General features: G+C 72.3%; 16 protein-coding genes. 5 read left to right on the top strand and 11 right to left on the bottom strand.

The window, feature by feature from the left end:
* Positions 1 to 36: 36 nt before the first annotated feature.
* Both amaB and BN12_RS00075 read right to left on the bottom strand, forming a co-directional pair.
* Positions 37 to 1,563: an L-piperidine-6-carboxylate dehydrogenase gene (amaB, locus tag BN12_RS00080; protein ID WP_048549508.1), complete on the bottom strand. Its 1,527-nt coding sequence runs from the start codon at positions 1,561 to 1,563 to the stop codon at positions 37 to 39.
* Positions 1,564 to 1,697: 134 nt separating this feature from the next.
* Positions 1,698 to 2,567 (bottom strand): LLM class flavin-dependent oxidoreductase, encoded by an 870-nt coding sequence (locus BN12_RS00075; protein ID WP_048549507.1) that lies wholly within the window; start codon positions 2,565 to 2,567, stop codon positions 1,698 to 1,700.
* A gap of 114 nt (positions 2,568 to 2,681) precedes the next feature.
* On the opposite strand from BN12_RS00075, the gene BN12_RS00070 reads away from it, so the two are divergent.
* Positions 2,682 to 3,731, top strand: coding sequence for a Gfo/Idh/MocA family protein (locus BN12_RS00070; RefSeq protein WP_048549506.1), 1,050 nt, complete (start codon positions 2,682 to 2,684; stop codon positions 3,729 to 3,731).
* Here the strand turns inward: BN12_RS00070 and BN12_RS25945 are convergent.
* The gene (locus tag BN12_RS25945; RefSeq protein WP_048549505.1) at positions 3,633 to 4,028 is read right to left on the bottom strand and encodes a hypothetical protein; all 396 of its coding nucleotides are present in this window, start codon (positions 4,026 to 4,028) and stop codon (positions 3,633 to 3,635) included. The two genes, BN12_RS00070 and BN12_RS25945, sit on opposite strands and share 99 nt — an antisense overlap.
* 417 nt (positions 4,029 to 4,445) lie before the next feature.
* On the opposite strand from BN12_RS25945, the gene BN12_RS00060 reads away from it, so the two are divergent.
* The 4 genes from BN12_RS00060 to BN12_RS00045 are packed head-to-tail and all read left to right on the top strand — an operon-like array spanning position 4,446 to position 7,948.
* Entirely contained in the window at positions 4,446 to 5,252 is an 807-nt protein-coding gene (locus BN12_RS00060; protein ID WP_048549504.1) for an ABC transporter permease, read from the top strand.
* Positions 5,245 to 6,102 (top strand): ABC transporter permease, encoded by an 858-nt coding sequence (locus BN12_RS00055; RefSeq protein ID WP_048549503.1) that lies wholly within the window; start codon positions 5,245 to 5,247, stop codon positions 6,100 to 6,102. Before BN12_RS00060 ends, BN12_RS00055 begins: the two co-directional genes overlap by 8 nt.
* Positions 6,099 to 7,091: an ABC transporter ATP-binding protein gene (locus tag BN12_RS00050; protein WP_048549502.1), complete on the top strand. Its 993-nt coding sequence runs from the start codon at positions 6,099 to 6,101 to the stop codon at positions 7,089 to 7,091. Before BN12_RS00055 ends, BN12_RS00050 begins: the two co-directional genes overlap by 4 nt.
* The gene (locus BN12_RS00045; RefSeq protein ID WP_048549501.1) at positions 7,088 to 7,948 is read left to right on the top strand and encodes an MBL fold metallo-hydrolase; all 861 of its coding nucleotides are present in this window, start codon (positions 7,088 to 7,090) and stop codon (positions 7,946 to 7,948) included. Before BN12_RS00050 ends, BN12_RS00045 begins: the two co-directional genes overlap by 4 nt.
* 233 nt (positions 7,949 to 8,181) lie before the next feature.
* On the opposite strand, the gene BN12_RS00040 is transcribed toward BN12_RS00045, so the two are convergent.
* The 8 genes from BN12_RS00040 to BN12_RS00005 form a co-directional block, all read right to left on the bottom strand.
* Positions 8,182 to 8,892, bottom strand: a complete 711-nt coding sequence (locus BN12_RS00040; protein ID WP_048549500.1) for a GNAT family N-acetyltransferase — start codon at positions 8,890 to 8,892, stop codon at positions 8,182 to 8,184.
* A 175-nt stretch (positions 8,893 to 9,067) separates the two neighbouring features.
* Positions 9,068 to 9,433 (bottom strand): sterol carrier family protein, encoded by a 366-nt coding sequence (locus BN12_RS00035; protein ID WP_048549499.1) that lies wholly within the window; start codon positions 9,431 to 9,433, stop codon positions 9,068 to 9,070.
* A 28-nt stretch (positions 9,434 to 9,461) separates the two neighbouring features.
* Positions 9,462 to 9,845 carry a PIN domain-containing protein gene (locus BN12_RS00030; protein WP_048549498.1) on the bottom strand — a complete coding sequence of 128 codons (384 nt, stop codon included), beginning with the start codon at positions 9,843 to 9,845 and terminating at the stop codon, positions 9,462 to 9,464.
* Positions 9,846 to 9,851: 6 nt separating this feature from the next.
* A complete protein-coding gene (locus BN12_RS00025) occupies positions 9,852 to 10,091 on the bottom strand; it encodes a type II toxin-antitoxin system VapB family antitoxin (RefSeq protein ID WP_083454271.1) in 240 nt (79 codons plus the stop codon).
* 50 nt (positions 10,092 to 10,141) lie between these two features.
* Entirely contained in the window at positions 10,142 to 14,038 is a 3,897-nt protein-coding gene (gene purL / locus BN12_RS00020) for a phosphoribosylformylglycinamidine synthase (protein WP_048549496.1), read from the bottom strand.
* A gap of 58 nt (positions 14,039 to 14,096) precedes the next feature.
* Positions 14,097 to 14,399 carry a type II toxin-antitoxin system PemK/MazF family toxin gene (locus tag BN12_RS00015; protein ID WP_048549495.1) on the bottom strand — a complete coding sequence of 101 codons (303 nt, stop codon included), beginning with the start codon at positions 14,397 to 14,399 and terminating at the stop codon, positions 14,097 to 14,099.
* On the bottom strand, positions 14,399 to 14,638 hold the full coding sequence (locus tag BN12_RS25940) for a ribbon-helix-helix domain-containing protein (RefSeq protein ID WP_048555822.1): 240 nt from the start codon (positions 14,636 to 14,638) through the stop codon (positions 14,399 to 14,401). The genes BN12_RS00015 and BN12_RS25940 overlap by 1 nt, the downstream gene beginning before the upstream one ends.
* Before the next feature lie 54 nt (positions 14,639 to 14,692).
* On the bottom strand, positions 14,693 to 15,358 hold the full coding sequence (locus BN12_RS00005; protein ID WP_048549494.1) for a response regulator: 666 nt from the start codon (positions 15,356 to 15,358) through the stop codon (positions 14,693 to 14,695).
* Positions 15,359 to 15,524 lie beyond the last annotated feature (166 nt).

Raw genomic sequence — 15,524 nt, 5'->3', positions numbered from 1 at the left:
CCGGATCCGGTGGGTGCACGTCCAAGGACGGGGGGATCAGTCGAGGAACGTGACGCCCTGGGCGAGAGGCAGCTCCGTGGAGTAGTTGACGGTGTTCGTCGCCATCCGCATGTAGGCGTGCCAGGAGTCGGAGCCCGACTCGCGCCCACCGCCGGTCTCCTTCTCCCCGCCGAAGGCGCCGCCGATCTCCGCGCCCGAGGTGCCGATGTTGACGTTGGCGATGCCCGTGTCCGACCCCGCGGCGGAGAGGAACCGCTCCGCCTCGCGCTGGTCCTGGGTGAAGACGGCCGAGGAGAGTCCTTGTGTCACACCGTTGTTCAGCGCGATGGCCTCATCGAAGTCGTCGTAGGTGAGCACGTAGAGGATCGGGGCGAACGTCTCCTCGATGACGATGCCCTCCTGGGCCGGCATGTCGATGATCGTCGGCCGGACGAACGTCCCCGTGAGACCGTCGACGCTCGCCCGCTCGCCGCCCACGAGGACGCTGCCGCCCTGCGCGACGGCCTTCGAGACGGCCGCCTCGAAGGCGTCACCGGCCCGGGCGTCGACGAGCGGCCCTACGAGGGTGCCGTCGGCGAACGGGTCGCCGATGGGCAGGCTCTCGTATGCGGTGACGAGACGGCGCAGGACCTCGTCCTTGACCGACCGGTGGACGATGAGGCGGCGCAGCGTCGTGCACCGTTGACCGGCCGTGCCGGCCGCGGCGAAGACGACCCCGGGGACGGTGATCCTCAGGTCGGCGCTCGGGGCGACGATGGCGGCATTGTTGCCGCCGAGCTCCAGGAGGCTGCGCCCGAAGCGGGCGGCCACCCGCGGACCGACCTCGCGGCCCATCCGCACCGAGCCGGTCGCGCTGAGGAGGGCGACCCGGGGGTCGTCGACGAGCGCCTCCCCGACCTCCCGTCCACCGAGGACGACCTGGCTGAGGTCGGGCGAGTAGCCCTGCTCCTCGATGGCCTGCCGGAGGATGGCGGAGGCACCGAGGGCGGTGAGCGGCGTGAGCTCCGATGGCTTCCACACGACGGGGTCGCCGCAGACGAGGGCGACGGCCGTGTTCCACGCCCACACGGCGACGGGGAAGTTGAAGGCGGAGATGACACCGACGACACCGAGCGGGTGCCACGTCTCGGCGAGCCGGTGCCCGGGGCGTTCGGAGGCGATCGACTTGCCCCACAGCTGCCGCGACAGCCCGACGGCGTAGTCGCAGATGTCGATCATCTCCTGGACCTCGCCGCGCGCCTCGGACACGATCTTGCCCGTCTCGACGGTCACGAGGTCGGCGAGGTCGTCCTTGTGCTCGCGCAGCAGCTCGCCGAAGCGGCGCACGACGTCGCCGCGGCGGGGCGCCGGCACCTCGCGCCAGGCGAGGAAAGCGGCCTCGGCACGCTCGACGGCCCCGGCGACGGCGGCGGCGGTGTGCACCGGCAGGTCGAACAGGGTCTCGGCGTGCAGGGCGGTCCGGGCCGTGAGTCCGCTGCCCTCGGGCACGACGGCGCCGAGCGCATCGAGGCTCGCGCGCGCCCGGTCGGCCAGGTCGGTGGTGGGGGTCGACGTGAGGGTCATCGTGCTCTCCTGCCGGGGATGCGGTATGCGGGGTTCCGACCCAGCATGCGATACGCCGTCACCGCAGGACAAGCGATGCTTTCTCGGCCTTCGGCGGCAGGTTCCCTGATGGTTTGCGGCGTCGAGTCGGCGCGTCAGGTGAGCAGGCGGGAGGCGACCTCGCGGACCACCGACTCCTGCCCGGCATACACGCCCTCGGCACGGGGCCATGGCGCGATGACGTCGGTGAACCCGAGCTCCTGCGCGCGTCCCGCCAGCTCCTCGAAGAGGTCCGCCGACTCGAAGGCGTAGACGGGCGCCGCGTCGAGCGCGAGGTGACGGTCGACAGGATCGACAAGCGCCTCCTCGCCGACGGCCTCCCTCGCCTCGTCGAAGCGCTGCGCCGACGCCGCGACGGCGCTCCACCAGGACTCCAGGGTCTCGCGCCGCCCATGGGCGCTCGTCACCCACCCGTCGCCGTAGCGGGCCGCGAGACGCAGGGACCGCGGGCCGTTCGCGGCGACGACGAGGGGGACCCGAGGACGTTGCACGGGTCCGGGTGCCGTCCGGGCGTCGACGGTCGTGAACCACGCTCCCTCGTGGGAGACGTCGTCCTCGCGAAGCAGCCGGTCGACGAGGGGGACGAACTCGTGGAAGCGCGCGACCCGGTCCCGGACGCTCAGCGACTCGCCGAGGATCCGGCTGTCGAGGTCGCCGCCGGTGCCGAGCCCGGCGATCGCCCGGCCGCCCGAGACGTCGTCGAGGGTGAGGAGGTCGCGGACGAAGGGGTAAGGGTGGCGGAAGTTCGGCGAGGTGACGAACGTCCCCAGGCGCACCCGCGTCGTCACCGTCGCGACCGCGGTGAGCGTCGGGAGCGCCCCGAACCACGGCGCGCCGACGAGCCCGCCCCACACGAGATGGTCGTACGTCCAGGCGTGGTGGAAGCCGAGCGCGTCCGCCTCCCGCCATCGCGGCGCGGCCTCGGGCCAGCGGTACTCGGGAAGGATGATGACGCCGACTCGCATGGACCGAGGGTATGCCGACCGCGACGGCGCGCCGGGCCGGCCGGCACGCCGGGCGGGTTGGCACGCCGGGCCGGCCGGTGCGCCCGACAGCAGCCGGCCGGTGGGCCCGACAGAATGGGCGTCGTGACAACGACCCTCACGCTCCCCGAGCCCCGCACGCCCGACCCGATGGACGCGCCACCCCTGCGGTGGGGAATCCTCGCGCCCGGTGGCATCGCCCGGACGATGGCCGCCGCGCTGCGCGCCGCGACGCGGCAGGAGATCGTCGCCGTCGGCTCCCGCGACCTGGGCCGGGCGCGAGCCTTCGCCGACGAGTTCGGGATCGGGACGGCATACGGCTCGTATGCCGAGCTCGTCGCCGACCCGTCGGTGGACGTCGTCTACGTCGCCTCACCGCACTCGGAGCACCGGGACCAGACCCTGCTCGCCCTCGACGCCGGGAAGCACGTCCTCGTCGAGAAGGCCTTCGCCCGCAACCGCACCGAGGCGCTGGAGATGGTCGAACGGGCCCGCAGCAGAGGGCTGTTCCTCATGGAGGCCCTGTGGACCCGGTTCCTCCCCCACGTCGACGTCATCCGGCGCAGCCTCGAGGAAGGTTTGCTCGGCGACCTCGTCACCGTCTTCGCCGACCACGGGCAGCCGCTCCACCCGGGCGGCCCGCGACGCCTCGCCGACCCCGTCCTCGCCGGTGGTGCGCTCCTCGACCTCGGGGTCTACCCGCTCCACTTCGCCGATCTCGTCCTCGGCGGTCTCGAGTCGGTGTCGACGGTCGGCGCCCTCACCGCCGAGGGGGTCGACGCGCAGGAGGCGATGACGGTCGTCGGACCGAGTGGCGCCCTCGGGGTGCTCCACGCGACGATGCTCGCGAAGACGCCGACGACCGCCTCTGTCGTCGGGTCGCTCGCGCGGATCGACGTCGACGGCGACCGCTTCTACGGGCCGTCGGACCTGACCCTCGCGACGCGGGGTGGCGTCCTCGACACGTGGCAGCCGCCGAGCCGCGATCACGGCCTCCACTTCGAGGCGGCCGAGGTGGCCCGGTGCATCACCGCGGGCCGGACCGAGTCACCCCTCCTGCCCCTTGACACCACCCTGCGCGTCATGGCGGCCATGGACGCCGTGCGCCGCGACCTCGGCGTCGTCTATCCCGGCGAACGCCCCTGACCCGAGGTCACCGGGAGAGATCACCGACAGATCACCGGCTGACATGAGCGCCGACCGACGCGACGAGAACTCGACGTCGCCATCGTCGCCATCCCCGTCAGCCAGTGTGCGCACCCGCTTCGGCAGCGCGGCGAGCAGTTGCTCGTTGGCTCCCAGCGACCGGCGCACCTGCGCGGCGTCCTCATCGAACAACGGGAGGCCGACGGCCGTCATGGCCGCGAGAGCCAGCCCGATGGAGGTGGCCGGCGACCCCTCTCGATGGCCGCGACCGTCCCCGAGGACGCGCCGATCAGCCACTCCAGATCTTCCTGGTCCAGCGACGACGGGTCCGCCCGAGACGCACCTGGGTGCCGAGGAGACGGAGGGCGGCGTCAACGTCGCGGCTCACCGCACCCTTCTTCCGCCCCGCGGTCCCTCCAACAGTTCAAGGTGTGACCATCTCCAGCGCCGAAGTATTGGTGGGGCCGGGGCGCGACAGTCACAGCGTCCACGACCAGGACGCACGTCCATCACGCCGTCGGATGTCACGTCGATCGAGTCACCCGTCGCAGCCGCGGGATGGTGTTCTTGCCCCGATCGGGTGCCGAACCGCCAGCCCGGCGAAAGTCGCCGTCCCCCAACATCTTCCATGAACCGACCGGCGCTGCGGCGCGCCCGAGCGCGGGGGTCTGTGGTCTGGTGACGAGGTGCCGCGAATGCTAGGTTGCTGCGTTTGTGTGCGCGACCGTCCGGCCCTACTGGCGACTGTTCGTCGCGGGTGTCCGGCAGCAGTCGACGTACCGGCTCGCGGCCCTCGGCGGGCTCGTCACGAATGCCACCTTCGGCTTCCTCAAGGCCGCCATGCTCTTCGCGACCGTCGAGGCCGCCGGCGGTGAGCTGAGGGGCTACGACGTCGGCGCGATGAGCGCATACGTCTGGCTCTCCCAGGGCCTCCTCGGATCGGTCAACCTCAACGGTCGCACGGACTTCGCCGACCGCATCAAGTCCGGCGACGTCGCCGTCGACTTCGCGCGGCCCATCAGCCCGCAGGGCGCCGCGCTCGCCGGTGAGGTCGGGCGGGCCGTCTTCACCCTCGTGCCGCGTGGCCTGCCGAGCGTCGCGATCGGCGCCCTCGTCGTCGGCATGACGATGCCGACCTCACCGGGGCCGTACCTCCTCGGACTGCTCAGCCTCCTCGTCGGCATCGTCATCTCCCACGCCACCGCGTACGCCGTCAACGCGTGCGGGTTCTGGCTCGTCGAGACCCGGGGTGTCCAGGTCCTCTACATGGTGGTATCCGGCTTCCTCGCAGGTCTTTTCGTGCCGGTGGCGTTCTTCCCGTCCTGGCTGCTGCGTATCGCCGAGGCCACGCCGTTCCCGTCGATGATGATGTACCCGATCGACATCCTCAGCGGCCGCATCCACGGGCCGAGCGCGACCGGTCTCTTCGGGATCCAGCTCGGGTGGCTCCTCGTCACGCTCGCCGCGGGCCAGCTCCTCACGGCGGCAGGGCGACGGCGCCTGGAGGTGCAGGGTGGTTGACTCATCGCGGACCGGGGCCACGGCATACCGGCCCCGTCGTCTCGGTCTCGCCGATCGCAGCCGGCCCTACCGGGTCGTCCTCGCCTCCCGGATGCGCTCCCAGCGAAGCTACCGGCTCAACTTCGGGATCGACCTGTTCAGCTCGTTCGTCGTCGGCTTCGTCGAGCTCGCCGAGGTGTGGCTCCTCTTCCACAACGCACCGGTCATCGGCGGCATGGACTTCCGGCAGATCCTCCTCGTCTTCGGCATCGGCGACCTCTCGTGGTCGCTCGCGTCACTCGTCTTCGGGCACGTCGACAACCTCGCGACCTACCTGCGCCTCGGGACCCTCGACGTCTTCTACCTGCGGCCGCAGCCGCTCCTGCTCCAGCTCGTCACGAGCGACATCTCGCTGCGCCGCCTCACCCGTGCGGCCGTCGGGCTCGGCGCCCTCGTGGTCGGCCTCCGCGCGAACGACATCGCGTGGTCACCCACCCACGTGGCCCTCCTCCTCATGACCCTCGTCAGCGCGGCGATCACGTATGCGGGGACCTACGTGTGGGCGGCCGGGGTCCAGTTCTTCGTCGTCGCCGGCTCCGAGCTGACCAACTCCGTCGTCTACGGCGGCCGGTATGCCGCGACGCAGGTCGCCGCCGTGTGGTCGGCTCCGCTCACGGTCCTCTTCGGCTACGTGTTCCCCATGGCGATGACCGCGTACGTCCCGACCCTCGTGCTCCTCGGCCTTCCCGCGCCGGCCGGACTGCCGGCCTGGCTGGGATGGTGCACGCCGGTGTTCGCGGTGTGGATGTGGGTCTTCGGCCTCGTCATGTGGCGCAGCGGCGTCCGGCACTACCAAGGAGGCGGCGGATGAGCATCGATGGTCCGGACATCGTCATCGAGACGACGGGGCTCACCCGGGTCTTCACCCGGCGTGCCGGCCGAGGCCTGCGCTCCCTGCGCCGGACCGCGCTGACCGCCGTCGACGATCTCACGCTGCGCGTCGACGCCGGAGAGGCGGTGGGCTACATCGGCGCGAACGGCGCGGGGAAGTCGACGACGATCAAGATGCTCGTCGGGATCCTCGTGCCCTCCGCGGGCTCGGTGCGCACGTGCGGTCTCGACCCCGTGCGCGACCGGCGCATCCTCGCCCGGCACGTCGGCGTCGTCTTCGGGCAGCGGTCGCAGCTGTGGTGGGACCTGCCGGTGCGCGAGTCCTTCGCGATCCTCGCCGCCATCCACCGGCTCCGGCCCAGCGACGCGACCGCCCGCGAGGAGGAGCTCGTGGCGCGTCTGGAGATGGGCGGCTACCTCGACACCCCGGTCCGCCAGCTCTCGCTCGGCCAACGGATGCGTGCGGAGGTCGCCGCCGCACTCCTCCACCGACCGCGGCTCGTCATCCTCGACGAGCCGACGATCGGGCTCGATGTGCTGTCCAAGCAGCGGCTCCGGCAGTTCCTCCTCGCCGAACGAGCAGCCCACGGCACGACGCTGCTCCTCACGACCCACGACATGGGCGACATCGAGCGCCTCTGCGACCGGGTCGTCCTCGTCGACCACGGGCGAGCCGTCCACGACGGCGACCTCGCGGGCCTGGCCCGCACGGTCGGTGCCCGGCGCGAGCTCGTCGTCGACCTCCTCGCCCCGTCCCCCGATCTCGTCGGCATCCCGCATACCGTGCATCTCATGAGCGACGGCGGCGGGATCCGGCAGCGCCTCGCCTTCGACGCGGACGCGACGACGGCGGCGCAGGTGCTCGCCGCGGTGGCCTCCCGGGCCGAGGTCCGCGACCTGACGATCGAGGAGCCGGACATCGAGGACGTCGTGCGCCGGGTCTACGAGGCGAGCGGGCGGGACCGATGACCCGGTTCGTCGAGGTCGGCGAGGACGTCTACGTCGGCCGGTACCCGCAGTGGGACGTCAACGTCGGGGTCGTCGTCGGGAGCTCGGGGGCGCTCGTCGTCGACACCCGCGCCTCGCTCCGGCAGGGTCGCGAGGCCCTCGACGATCTGCGGCCCGTGCTCCGTGACCGGCGCGTCGTCGCCGTCGCGGCGACCCACGTGCACTTCGACCACACCTTCGGCGCGGGCGCGTTCGACCCGGTGACCGTGTATGCCCACGACGCGGTCGGCGTCTCGCTGCCGGCGCACCGGGACTCGATACGGGAGCAGGTGCGGGCCGAGCTGACCAACGGTCCGTCCGCCGTCGAAGGGGAGAGCTACTCGGCCGACGACCTGTCCGACCTGCTCCGGACGCCGCTGCGGATGCCCGACGTCACCTTCGCGCGATCGGCCGTCCTCGACCTCGGCTCGCGGATGGTCACCCTCTCGTATGCCGGTCGCGGCCACACGGACGGCGACATCGCGGTCCAGGTCGGGGACGCCGGCGTCGTCTTCCTCGGCGACCTCGTCGAGGAGTCGGCGTCGCCGTCGTTCGGCTCGGACAGCCACCTCCTCGAGTGGGCCGCCACCCTGACCGCACACCTCGCAGACCTCCCGGGCGACACGAGCGTGGTCCCGGGGCATGGCATACCGGTCGACGTGAGCTTCGTTGCCGCTCAACGAGACTCCATCGCCGAGATGGCCACCGCGATCACGGCCGCGTTCGCCGCGGGCCTCGCACTGCCCGACGCCCGGGCCGCCGCCCGAGGCATCGTGCCGTTCCCGGACGCCGTCGTCGACGTCGCCGTGGGGCGGGGCTACGCGGCCCTGTCCGCATAGCCCTCTCCCCGCGGCGCATGCGGCGCTCCAGGGGTCGGGGTATCACGACATCACCGGAAGGTCACCGGATACCTCCACCCAGCGGGGCCCCGGTCCGCGCCGTCCGTCTTCGCACGTGCCGAGTTGTTGTCCTCGAACGACGCCCGCGACGACATCTTCTCGGCACGTGCGACATCCTCTGCCGCACGCAGGATGCTGGCGAACGGTAGGGCGGGCGCCAGGCCGTCTGCAGGTCACCCCGCGCGCAGGGCCGTCCTGATCTCGGCGAGGGATCGGCGCTGCTGCCCGCTCGCGTCCCGGTTGGCGTCGGCGAGCCACTCCTCGAAGGCGGCCCCCACCGTCGGCCACTCCGCGTCGGTGACGGAGAACCACGTCGTGTCCCGGTTGCGTCCCTTGTAGATCAACGCGTTGCGCCACGTCCCCTCCTCGACGAAGCCGAGGCGCAGGGCCGCCGAGCGGGAGGGCGCGTTGAGGCTGTCGCATTTCCACTCGTAGCGTCGGTAGCCGAGGTCGTCGAACGCGTGCCGCATGAGGAGATGCTGCACCTCGGTCGCGCCGGTCGTCCGCTGCAGTCCGGGCCCGTAGATGATGCCGCCGACCTCGATGGACCCGAGCCCGGGCTGGATGCGCAGGTACGACACCCGGCCGAGCAGCTCGCCGCCCGGCCGGTCGACGATGGCGTACGGCACCGTGTCGGGCGCGGCGACGGCGGCGGAGATGACGGCGGCAGCCTCGTCGACCGACGCCGGGGCGTCCTCGGCCTGGTAGGTCCACAGGTCCGGATAGGGGGCGAGTCGGTCGACGACGGCCTGCGCGTGCTGGGGAGCCATCGGCTCGTCGAGGGCGACGTGGCGGCCCGCCAGCGCGACGGCAGGAGGGAAGGTGGCAGCGGACCACTCGACGGGGTCACCGACGGGCTGGCCGAACTCGTTGAGGCGCGTCACGCCCGTAACCCTAGGGTGTGCCTGCCTGGGTGGCCGGCCGCACTCCCGCCCCTTGGTGGTCGGCCGCACTCCACACGGACGGAGAAGTTGCGTTCGGACGGAGATGTTGCTCCGTCCGAACGCAACTTCTCCGTCCGAGTGAGGGGTGCCCGAGTGGGACACGGGTGAGCGGGACCTACACGCCGACGAGCGGGAGGAGAGCGGACAGGTCGGCGCGGGTGCCGCTCATCCGGAGCCGCTCGGTGCCGGCGACCTCCGCCCAACCCCGCTCGCCCGTCGCGACCTCGAGCCACGCCTGCGGGTCCGCCTCGACGACGTTGGGCGGGGTTCCGCGGGTATGCCGCGGGCCCGCGATGCACTGGACGGCACCGAACGGGGGAACCCGGACCTCGACGCTGCGCCCCGGTGCGCGAGCCCCCAGCTCCTCGAGGGTGAACCGCACGGCCGTCGCGAGAGTCGGCCGGTCGACGTCGTGGTCGGCCCGCCACGCGGCGACCGCCGCCTCGCCCGCGACGGGGTCGATCCGGCGACGGGGTGGCATACCGGCATCGTGCCACCCCACGGGGCGATCACGTCCCGACGGGCCAGTGGACGACGTCGAGCATGGGGAAGTCCTTGGGGTTTCCCGTGACGAGGACCCCACCCGCCCCGTGCGTCACGGCCGCCACGAGACAGTCGGCCTGGTAGAGAGTCACTCCGCGCTGGGCGAACTCCCTGCGCCAGGCGCCCGCCGTCCACCCGGCAGCCCCGTTGACGGGCAGGACGTCGAGGCCCTCGAAGAGGGCTTGCGCCGCATCGGTCTCGCTCGGCCGCAGCCCCCGGACGATCTCCTCGACGTTGACGGCCGTCGTGGCGAGCACATCGCCTCGCGCGCGCACCTGCGCAACCCGCGCGACGGCGGGCCGGCCACGAAGGAAGTCGATGAGGACGGTCGAGTCCAGGACGTGCAGCATCGATCCTCAGCCGGCGCGACGGGCGTCCGAACGGCGTTGTTGCCGCACCCACGAGGCCGGGTCGCCGTCCCAGTCGTGCCCGGTGTCGGGAATCGCTCCAGCCGCCACTCGGAGCCGCTCGTCGCGGCGCGTCTGCTCCACGGCCCGCGCCACTGCGGAGCGCACGAATGCCGACCGACCGCGTGCACCCGCGATCGCGTCGACCTTCGCGACGAGGTCATCGTCGAGCTCTATGTGCATACGCATGTGTAGAGTCTAGCCCATAGTTCGGGGACCTCAGCGGCGGGTCGGCCGGGTCAGCCGACGTGGACCCGGGCGTTGCGGAAGATCCGCAGCCACGGGCTCTCCTGCTCCACAGGGCCGCTCGTCCACGAGAGCTGGGCGTTGCGCTGGACGCGCTCGGGGTGCGGCATCATCGCGGTGAACCGCCCGTCGACGGTCGTCACGGCGGTGAGCCCGCCCGGCGACCCGTTGGGGTTCGCGGGGTAGAGCGTGGCAGGGGCACCCGCCGCGTCGAGGTACCGGACGGCCGGCACGACCGAGCCCTCGTCGCCGCGCGCGGAGAAGTCGGCATACCCCTCGCCGTGGGCGACGGCGATGGGCAGCCGCGACCCGGCCATGCCGCGGAAGAACACCGAAGGGGACTCGAGGATCTCCACCTGCGACAGCCGGGCTTCGTACTGCTCGGACCGGTTGCGGGTGAAACGCGGCCACGCCTCGGCGCCGGGGACGAGATCGGCGAGGGCCGCGAACATCTGGCACCCGTTGCAGATCCCGAGGCCGAAGGTGTCCGGCCGGTGGAAGAAGTCGTGGAAGGCCTCGGTGAGCCGCTCGTCGAAGAGCACCGACCGCGCCCACCCCTCGCCCGCGCCGAGCGTGTCGCCGTAGGAGAAGCCGCCGCACGCGACGAGTCCCACGGCGTCCGAGAGGTCGAAGCGGCCGGCCTGCAGGTCGGTCATGTGGACGTCGTAGGCCGCGAAGCCGGCCCGGTCGAACGCGAAGGCCGTCTCCACGTGGGAGTTCACACCCTGCTCGCGAAGGACGACGACCTTCGGCCGGGCACCGAGGTTGAGGTAGGGGGCCGCGACATCGTCGGTCGGGTCGAAGGTGGGCCGGACGACGAGCCCGCCCTCGTCGGCACCGAACGCCGCATGCTCCTCGTCGGCGCACGCGGGGTTGTCACGCAGCCGGGAGATGCACCACGACACCTCGTCCCACGCCTGGGCGAGATCGCGCACCGGCTCGTCGAGGGCGGCCTCGCCTCCGACGGCGACCTGGATCCGGCGGTCGTCCGTCGTGCGGCCCACGACGGAGACGAGGTCCTCCAGCCCCTGCGCCGCGAGCGTGCCGAGGACGTCGGGGAGTCGCTCCACCGGGACCCCGAGCAGGACGCCGAGCTCCTCGCTGAAGAGGGCGGCGACGGAGGGCACCTCGAGCTCGAGGCCGAGCGCGCCGGCGAACGCCATCTCGCACGCCGTCGCCCAGAGGCCGCCGTCGGAGCGGTCGTGGTAGGCCGTGACGATCCCCTTGTCACGCAACGCGTTCACGCCGTCGACGAGGGCGGTGAGCCGGCTGGGGTCGTCGAGGTCGGGAACGGTGGAGCCGAACGATCCGCCCACCTGGGCGAGGATCGAGCCGCCGAGCCGGTCCCGGGCCGCCCCGAGGTCGACGAGGACGAGCGCCGAGTCGGGGCGCAGCTGCGGCGTGAGGGTGCCGAGCACATCCGGGAGGGAGGCGAACGCCGTGACGACGAGCGACACCGGCGAGGTGACCTGGCGGACCGCGCCGGACTCCGCATCGGTCCACCGGGTGCGCATCGACAGCGAGTCCTTGCCGACGGGCACCGAGATGCCGAGGGCCGGGCACAGCTCGAGGGCGACGGCCCGCACGGTGTCGTAGAGCGCGGCGTCCTCCCCCGGCTCCCCGCACGCCGCCATCCAGTTGCACGAGAGCTTGACGCCGCGCAGGGCGACGGGCGCGGCGAGCAGGTTGGTCAGCGCCTCCCCGACCGCCATCCGCCCGGAGGCCGGCGCGTCGACGGCGGCGAGCGGCATCCGCTCGCCCGAGGCCATCGCCTCCCCCGCCAGCCCCACGTGGTCGGCGAGGGTGACGGCGACGTCGGCGACGGGCACCTGCCACGGCCCGACCATCTGGTCGCGATGGGTCAGCCCCCCGACCGTCCGGTCGCCGATCGTCACGAGGAACCGCTTGGAGGCGACGGTCGGGTGCCGCAGCACGGCATACGCCGCCTCTCGCAGGTCCAACCCGTCGAGATCGTATGCGGGAGAGCGGCGTTCAATGTGGGTCACGTCGCGCGTCATCCGCGGTGGCTTGCCGAGGAGCACCTCCATCGGCATGTCGATGGAGCGTTCCGAGCCCGCCGAGCCGTCCGCCGGGTCCTCGGCGAGGACGAGCTCGCCGTCGGACCTGGCCACGCCGACGACGGCATACGGGCAGCGCTCCCGGTCGCAGAGCGTCGCGAAGAGCGGGAGGGACTCCGGCGCGAGGGCCAGGACGTAGCGCTCCTGGCTCTCGTTGCACCAGATCTCCTTCGGGGACAGCCCGCTCTCCTGCAGCGGCACGGCGGCGAGGTCGAACCGCGCGCCGAGACCGGCACCGTCGACGAGCTCGGGGAAGGCGTTCGAGAGGCCGCCCGCGCCGACGTCGTGGACGGCGAGGATCGGGTTGCCGGCGCCGAGGGACCAGCAGTGGTTGATGACCTCCTGGGCGCGCCGCTCGATCTCGGGGTTGCCCCGCTGGACGGAGTCGAAGTCGAGCTCGGCGGCGTTGGCGCCCGCCGCGAGGGAGGAGGCCGCCCCGCCGCCCATGCCGATCCGCATCCCCGGCCCCCCGAGCTGGACGAGCAGGGTGCCGGCGGGGAAGGCGACCTTCTCCGTCTGGTCCGCGTCGATCGTGCCGAGGCCGCCGGCGCTCATGATCGGCTTGTGATAGCCGCGGCGGACGCCGTCGACGGTCTGCTCGTAGACCCGGAAGAATCCTCCGAGCGCCGGCCGGCCGAACTCGTTGTTGAACGCCGCCGCGCCGATCGGCCCGTCGAGCATGATCGACAGGGGGGTCGCGATGTGGTCGGGCGCGCCGTAAACCTCGCTCTCCCACGGCTCCGACGTGCCGGGCAGGTGGAGGTTGGACACGGCGAACCCGGTGAGCCCGGCCTTGGGCTGCGAGCCCCGCCCGGTCGCACCCTCGTCGCGGATCTCGCCGCCGGCGCCGGTCGCCGCGCCCGGGAAGGGGCTGATCGCGGTCGGATGGTTGTGCGTCTCGACCTTCATGAGGACGTGGACCTCGGTGTCGCGCCCGGTGTACCGGCTCGGGCCGTCCGGCGTCTCGGGGAGCCACCGCTGTCGCGTACCACCGGCCATGACCGAGGCGTTGTCCGTGTAGGCGACGATCGTGCCCTCGCCGGCGACCGCCTCGGTGTGGCGGATCATGCCGAACAGGCTCCGTGCCTGCGGCTCGCCGTCGACGACGAAGTCGGCGTTGAAGATCTTGTGCCGGCAGTGCTCGGAGTTCGCCTGCGCGAACATCGTCAGCTCGACATCGGTCGGGTTGCGTCCCAGTCCGCCGAACGCCTCGACGAGATAGTCGATCTCGTCGTCGGACAGGGCCAGCCCGTATGCCGTGTTGGCGCTCTCCAACGCGGCGCGCCCCTGGCCGAGGACGTCGACGCGCTCCATCGGCACGGCCTCCCGCTCCTCGAAGAGGGCACCCGCCTCGGCGACCTCGGCGAAGACCGACTCGGTCATCCGGTCGTGGAGGACGTCGGCGGCCGCCCGCCACTCCTCCGGGGTGAGGGGTGCGTCCGAGGCGATGCGGTAGGCGGTGAGCCGCTCGACCCGCTCGATCGGGACGCCGCAGGAGCGGGCGATGTCCGTCGCCTTCGACGACCACGGGGAGACGGTGCCGAGACGGGGGCCGACGACGAGGGTGGTGAGGGACTCGGGCGCTCCGGGCGGCTCGGCATACGGCTCCCCGTAGGTGAGCAGCCGGGTCACCGTGTCGAGCCGGTCGCCCTCGAGCGGGCCGTCGCTCGCGACGAGGTGGACGTACCGGGCGGACACGCCGGTGACCCCGGGGGCGATGCTCTGGAGCCGGGCGAGGAGGGCCGCGGCCCGGAACGCGGAGAGAGCGGTGCCGCCCTCGACAACGGTCAGCACGGGATCGTGCGTGGGCATTCAGGGACTCCCGGAGGGCGGCGTGCGGTGCGGGTCCAGGCTATCGGTGGCCGAGGGGTCATCCGACCAGGTCGAAGGCGTAGCGGATCGCCGCCGCGAGCGCTCGCTCCTGGTCGTCGAGGAGGGTGCCGATCTGTCGCCCGAGGTCAGACACCGGGATCGTCTCCACGGCGTCACAGCTGACGACCGACTCATGGTCCAGGCCGTTGGCAACCCCTACGGGCACCTCGGATCCCAGACCGCGGACCGTCGAGGTGATGGGGGCGACGGTCACCCAGTGTCGGCTGGCGCTCACGATCTCGCGCGTGAGGATGAGCACGGGCCGTGCCTTGTCCAGATGCGCCACATGGATCGCTCGCATCAGTCGTCGAGATCCGGTCGGGGGCGGCTGCTCGCCCAGACGAGGAATTCCTCCACCTCGGGATCCTCACCCTGGGTGCGGTAGATCTCGGCGTCCCGCTCGTACAGGCGGCGGCGGAGCTCCCGCTCGAGCGCGGACTCGACGACCTGGGCCCGCGAGGTCGCCTGGCCGGACGTCACGAGGCGGTCCAGCTCGGCGACGAGCCGGTCGTCGAGGCGGACGGAGATCTGCGTCGACATGCCGTCCAGCATACCAAGGTGGTGTTCAGATTGAATCCCATCGTGGGATGCAGGCTAGTCACCCGGGGTGACGACCCCGTGCTCGTAGGCGAAGACGACGGCCTGGGCCCGGTCGCGCAGGCCGAGCTTGGCGAGGACTCGGGAGACGTGCGTCTTGACGGTCTGCTCGGCGACGAAGAGCCGGCCCGCGATCTCGCCGTTGGAGAGCCCGCCCGCGACGAGCTCGAGGACCTCGCGCTCGCGGCTCGTCAGCTCGGCGAGGGCCGAGCTGGCCCTGGGGAGGGAGGTATGCCGTCGAATCGCGTCGGCGATGAAGCGCTTGGTGATGCTCGGCGCGAGGAGCGAGTCGCCGGCCGCCACGACGCGCACGGCGCGGGCCAGCTCCTCCGCCGGGGCGTCCTTGAGCATGAACCCGCTCGCGCCGATCCGCAGCGCCTCGTAGACGTAGTCGTCGACGTCGAACGTCGTCAGCATGAGGACCTTCGGGCGGGTGGGCGAGGGCGCGGAGAGGATGGTCGCCGCGGCCTCGATGCCGTTGAGCTCCGGCATCCGGACGTCCATGAGGACGACGTCCGGGTGGAGGCGGGCCACCTCACGCACCGCCTCGACGCCGTTGCTCGCCTCGCCGATGACCTGGAGGTCCGGCTGGGCACCGAGGAGGGCACCGATCCCCTGGCGCACCATCGCCTGGTCGTCGACGACGACGACGGTGATCGTCATGCGGTGGCCTCCGTCGTCGTGAGGGCGGGCCGCCCGGACAGCGGCACGTGGGTCTCCACGAGGAAACCACCGTCCTGCGTCGGCCCGGCGACCAGACTGCCACCCACCGCCTCGGCACGGGCCCGCATGCCCGGGAGCCCGCTGCCGCCGCTGCGCCCCGGGTCGG

The organism is Nostocoides japonicum T1-X7, from assembly GCF_001046855.1.
GTDB lineage: Bacteria > Actinomycetota > Actinomycetes > Actinomycetales > Dermatophilaceae > Nostocoides > Nostocoides japonicum.
This window is presented reverse-complemented; position numbering and strand designations above follow the sequence as displayed.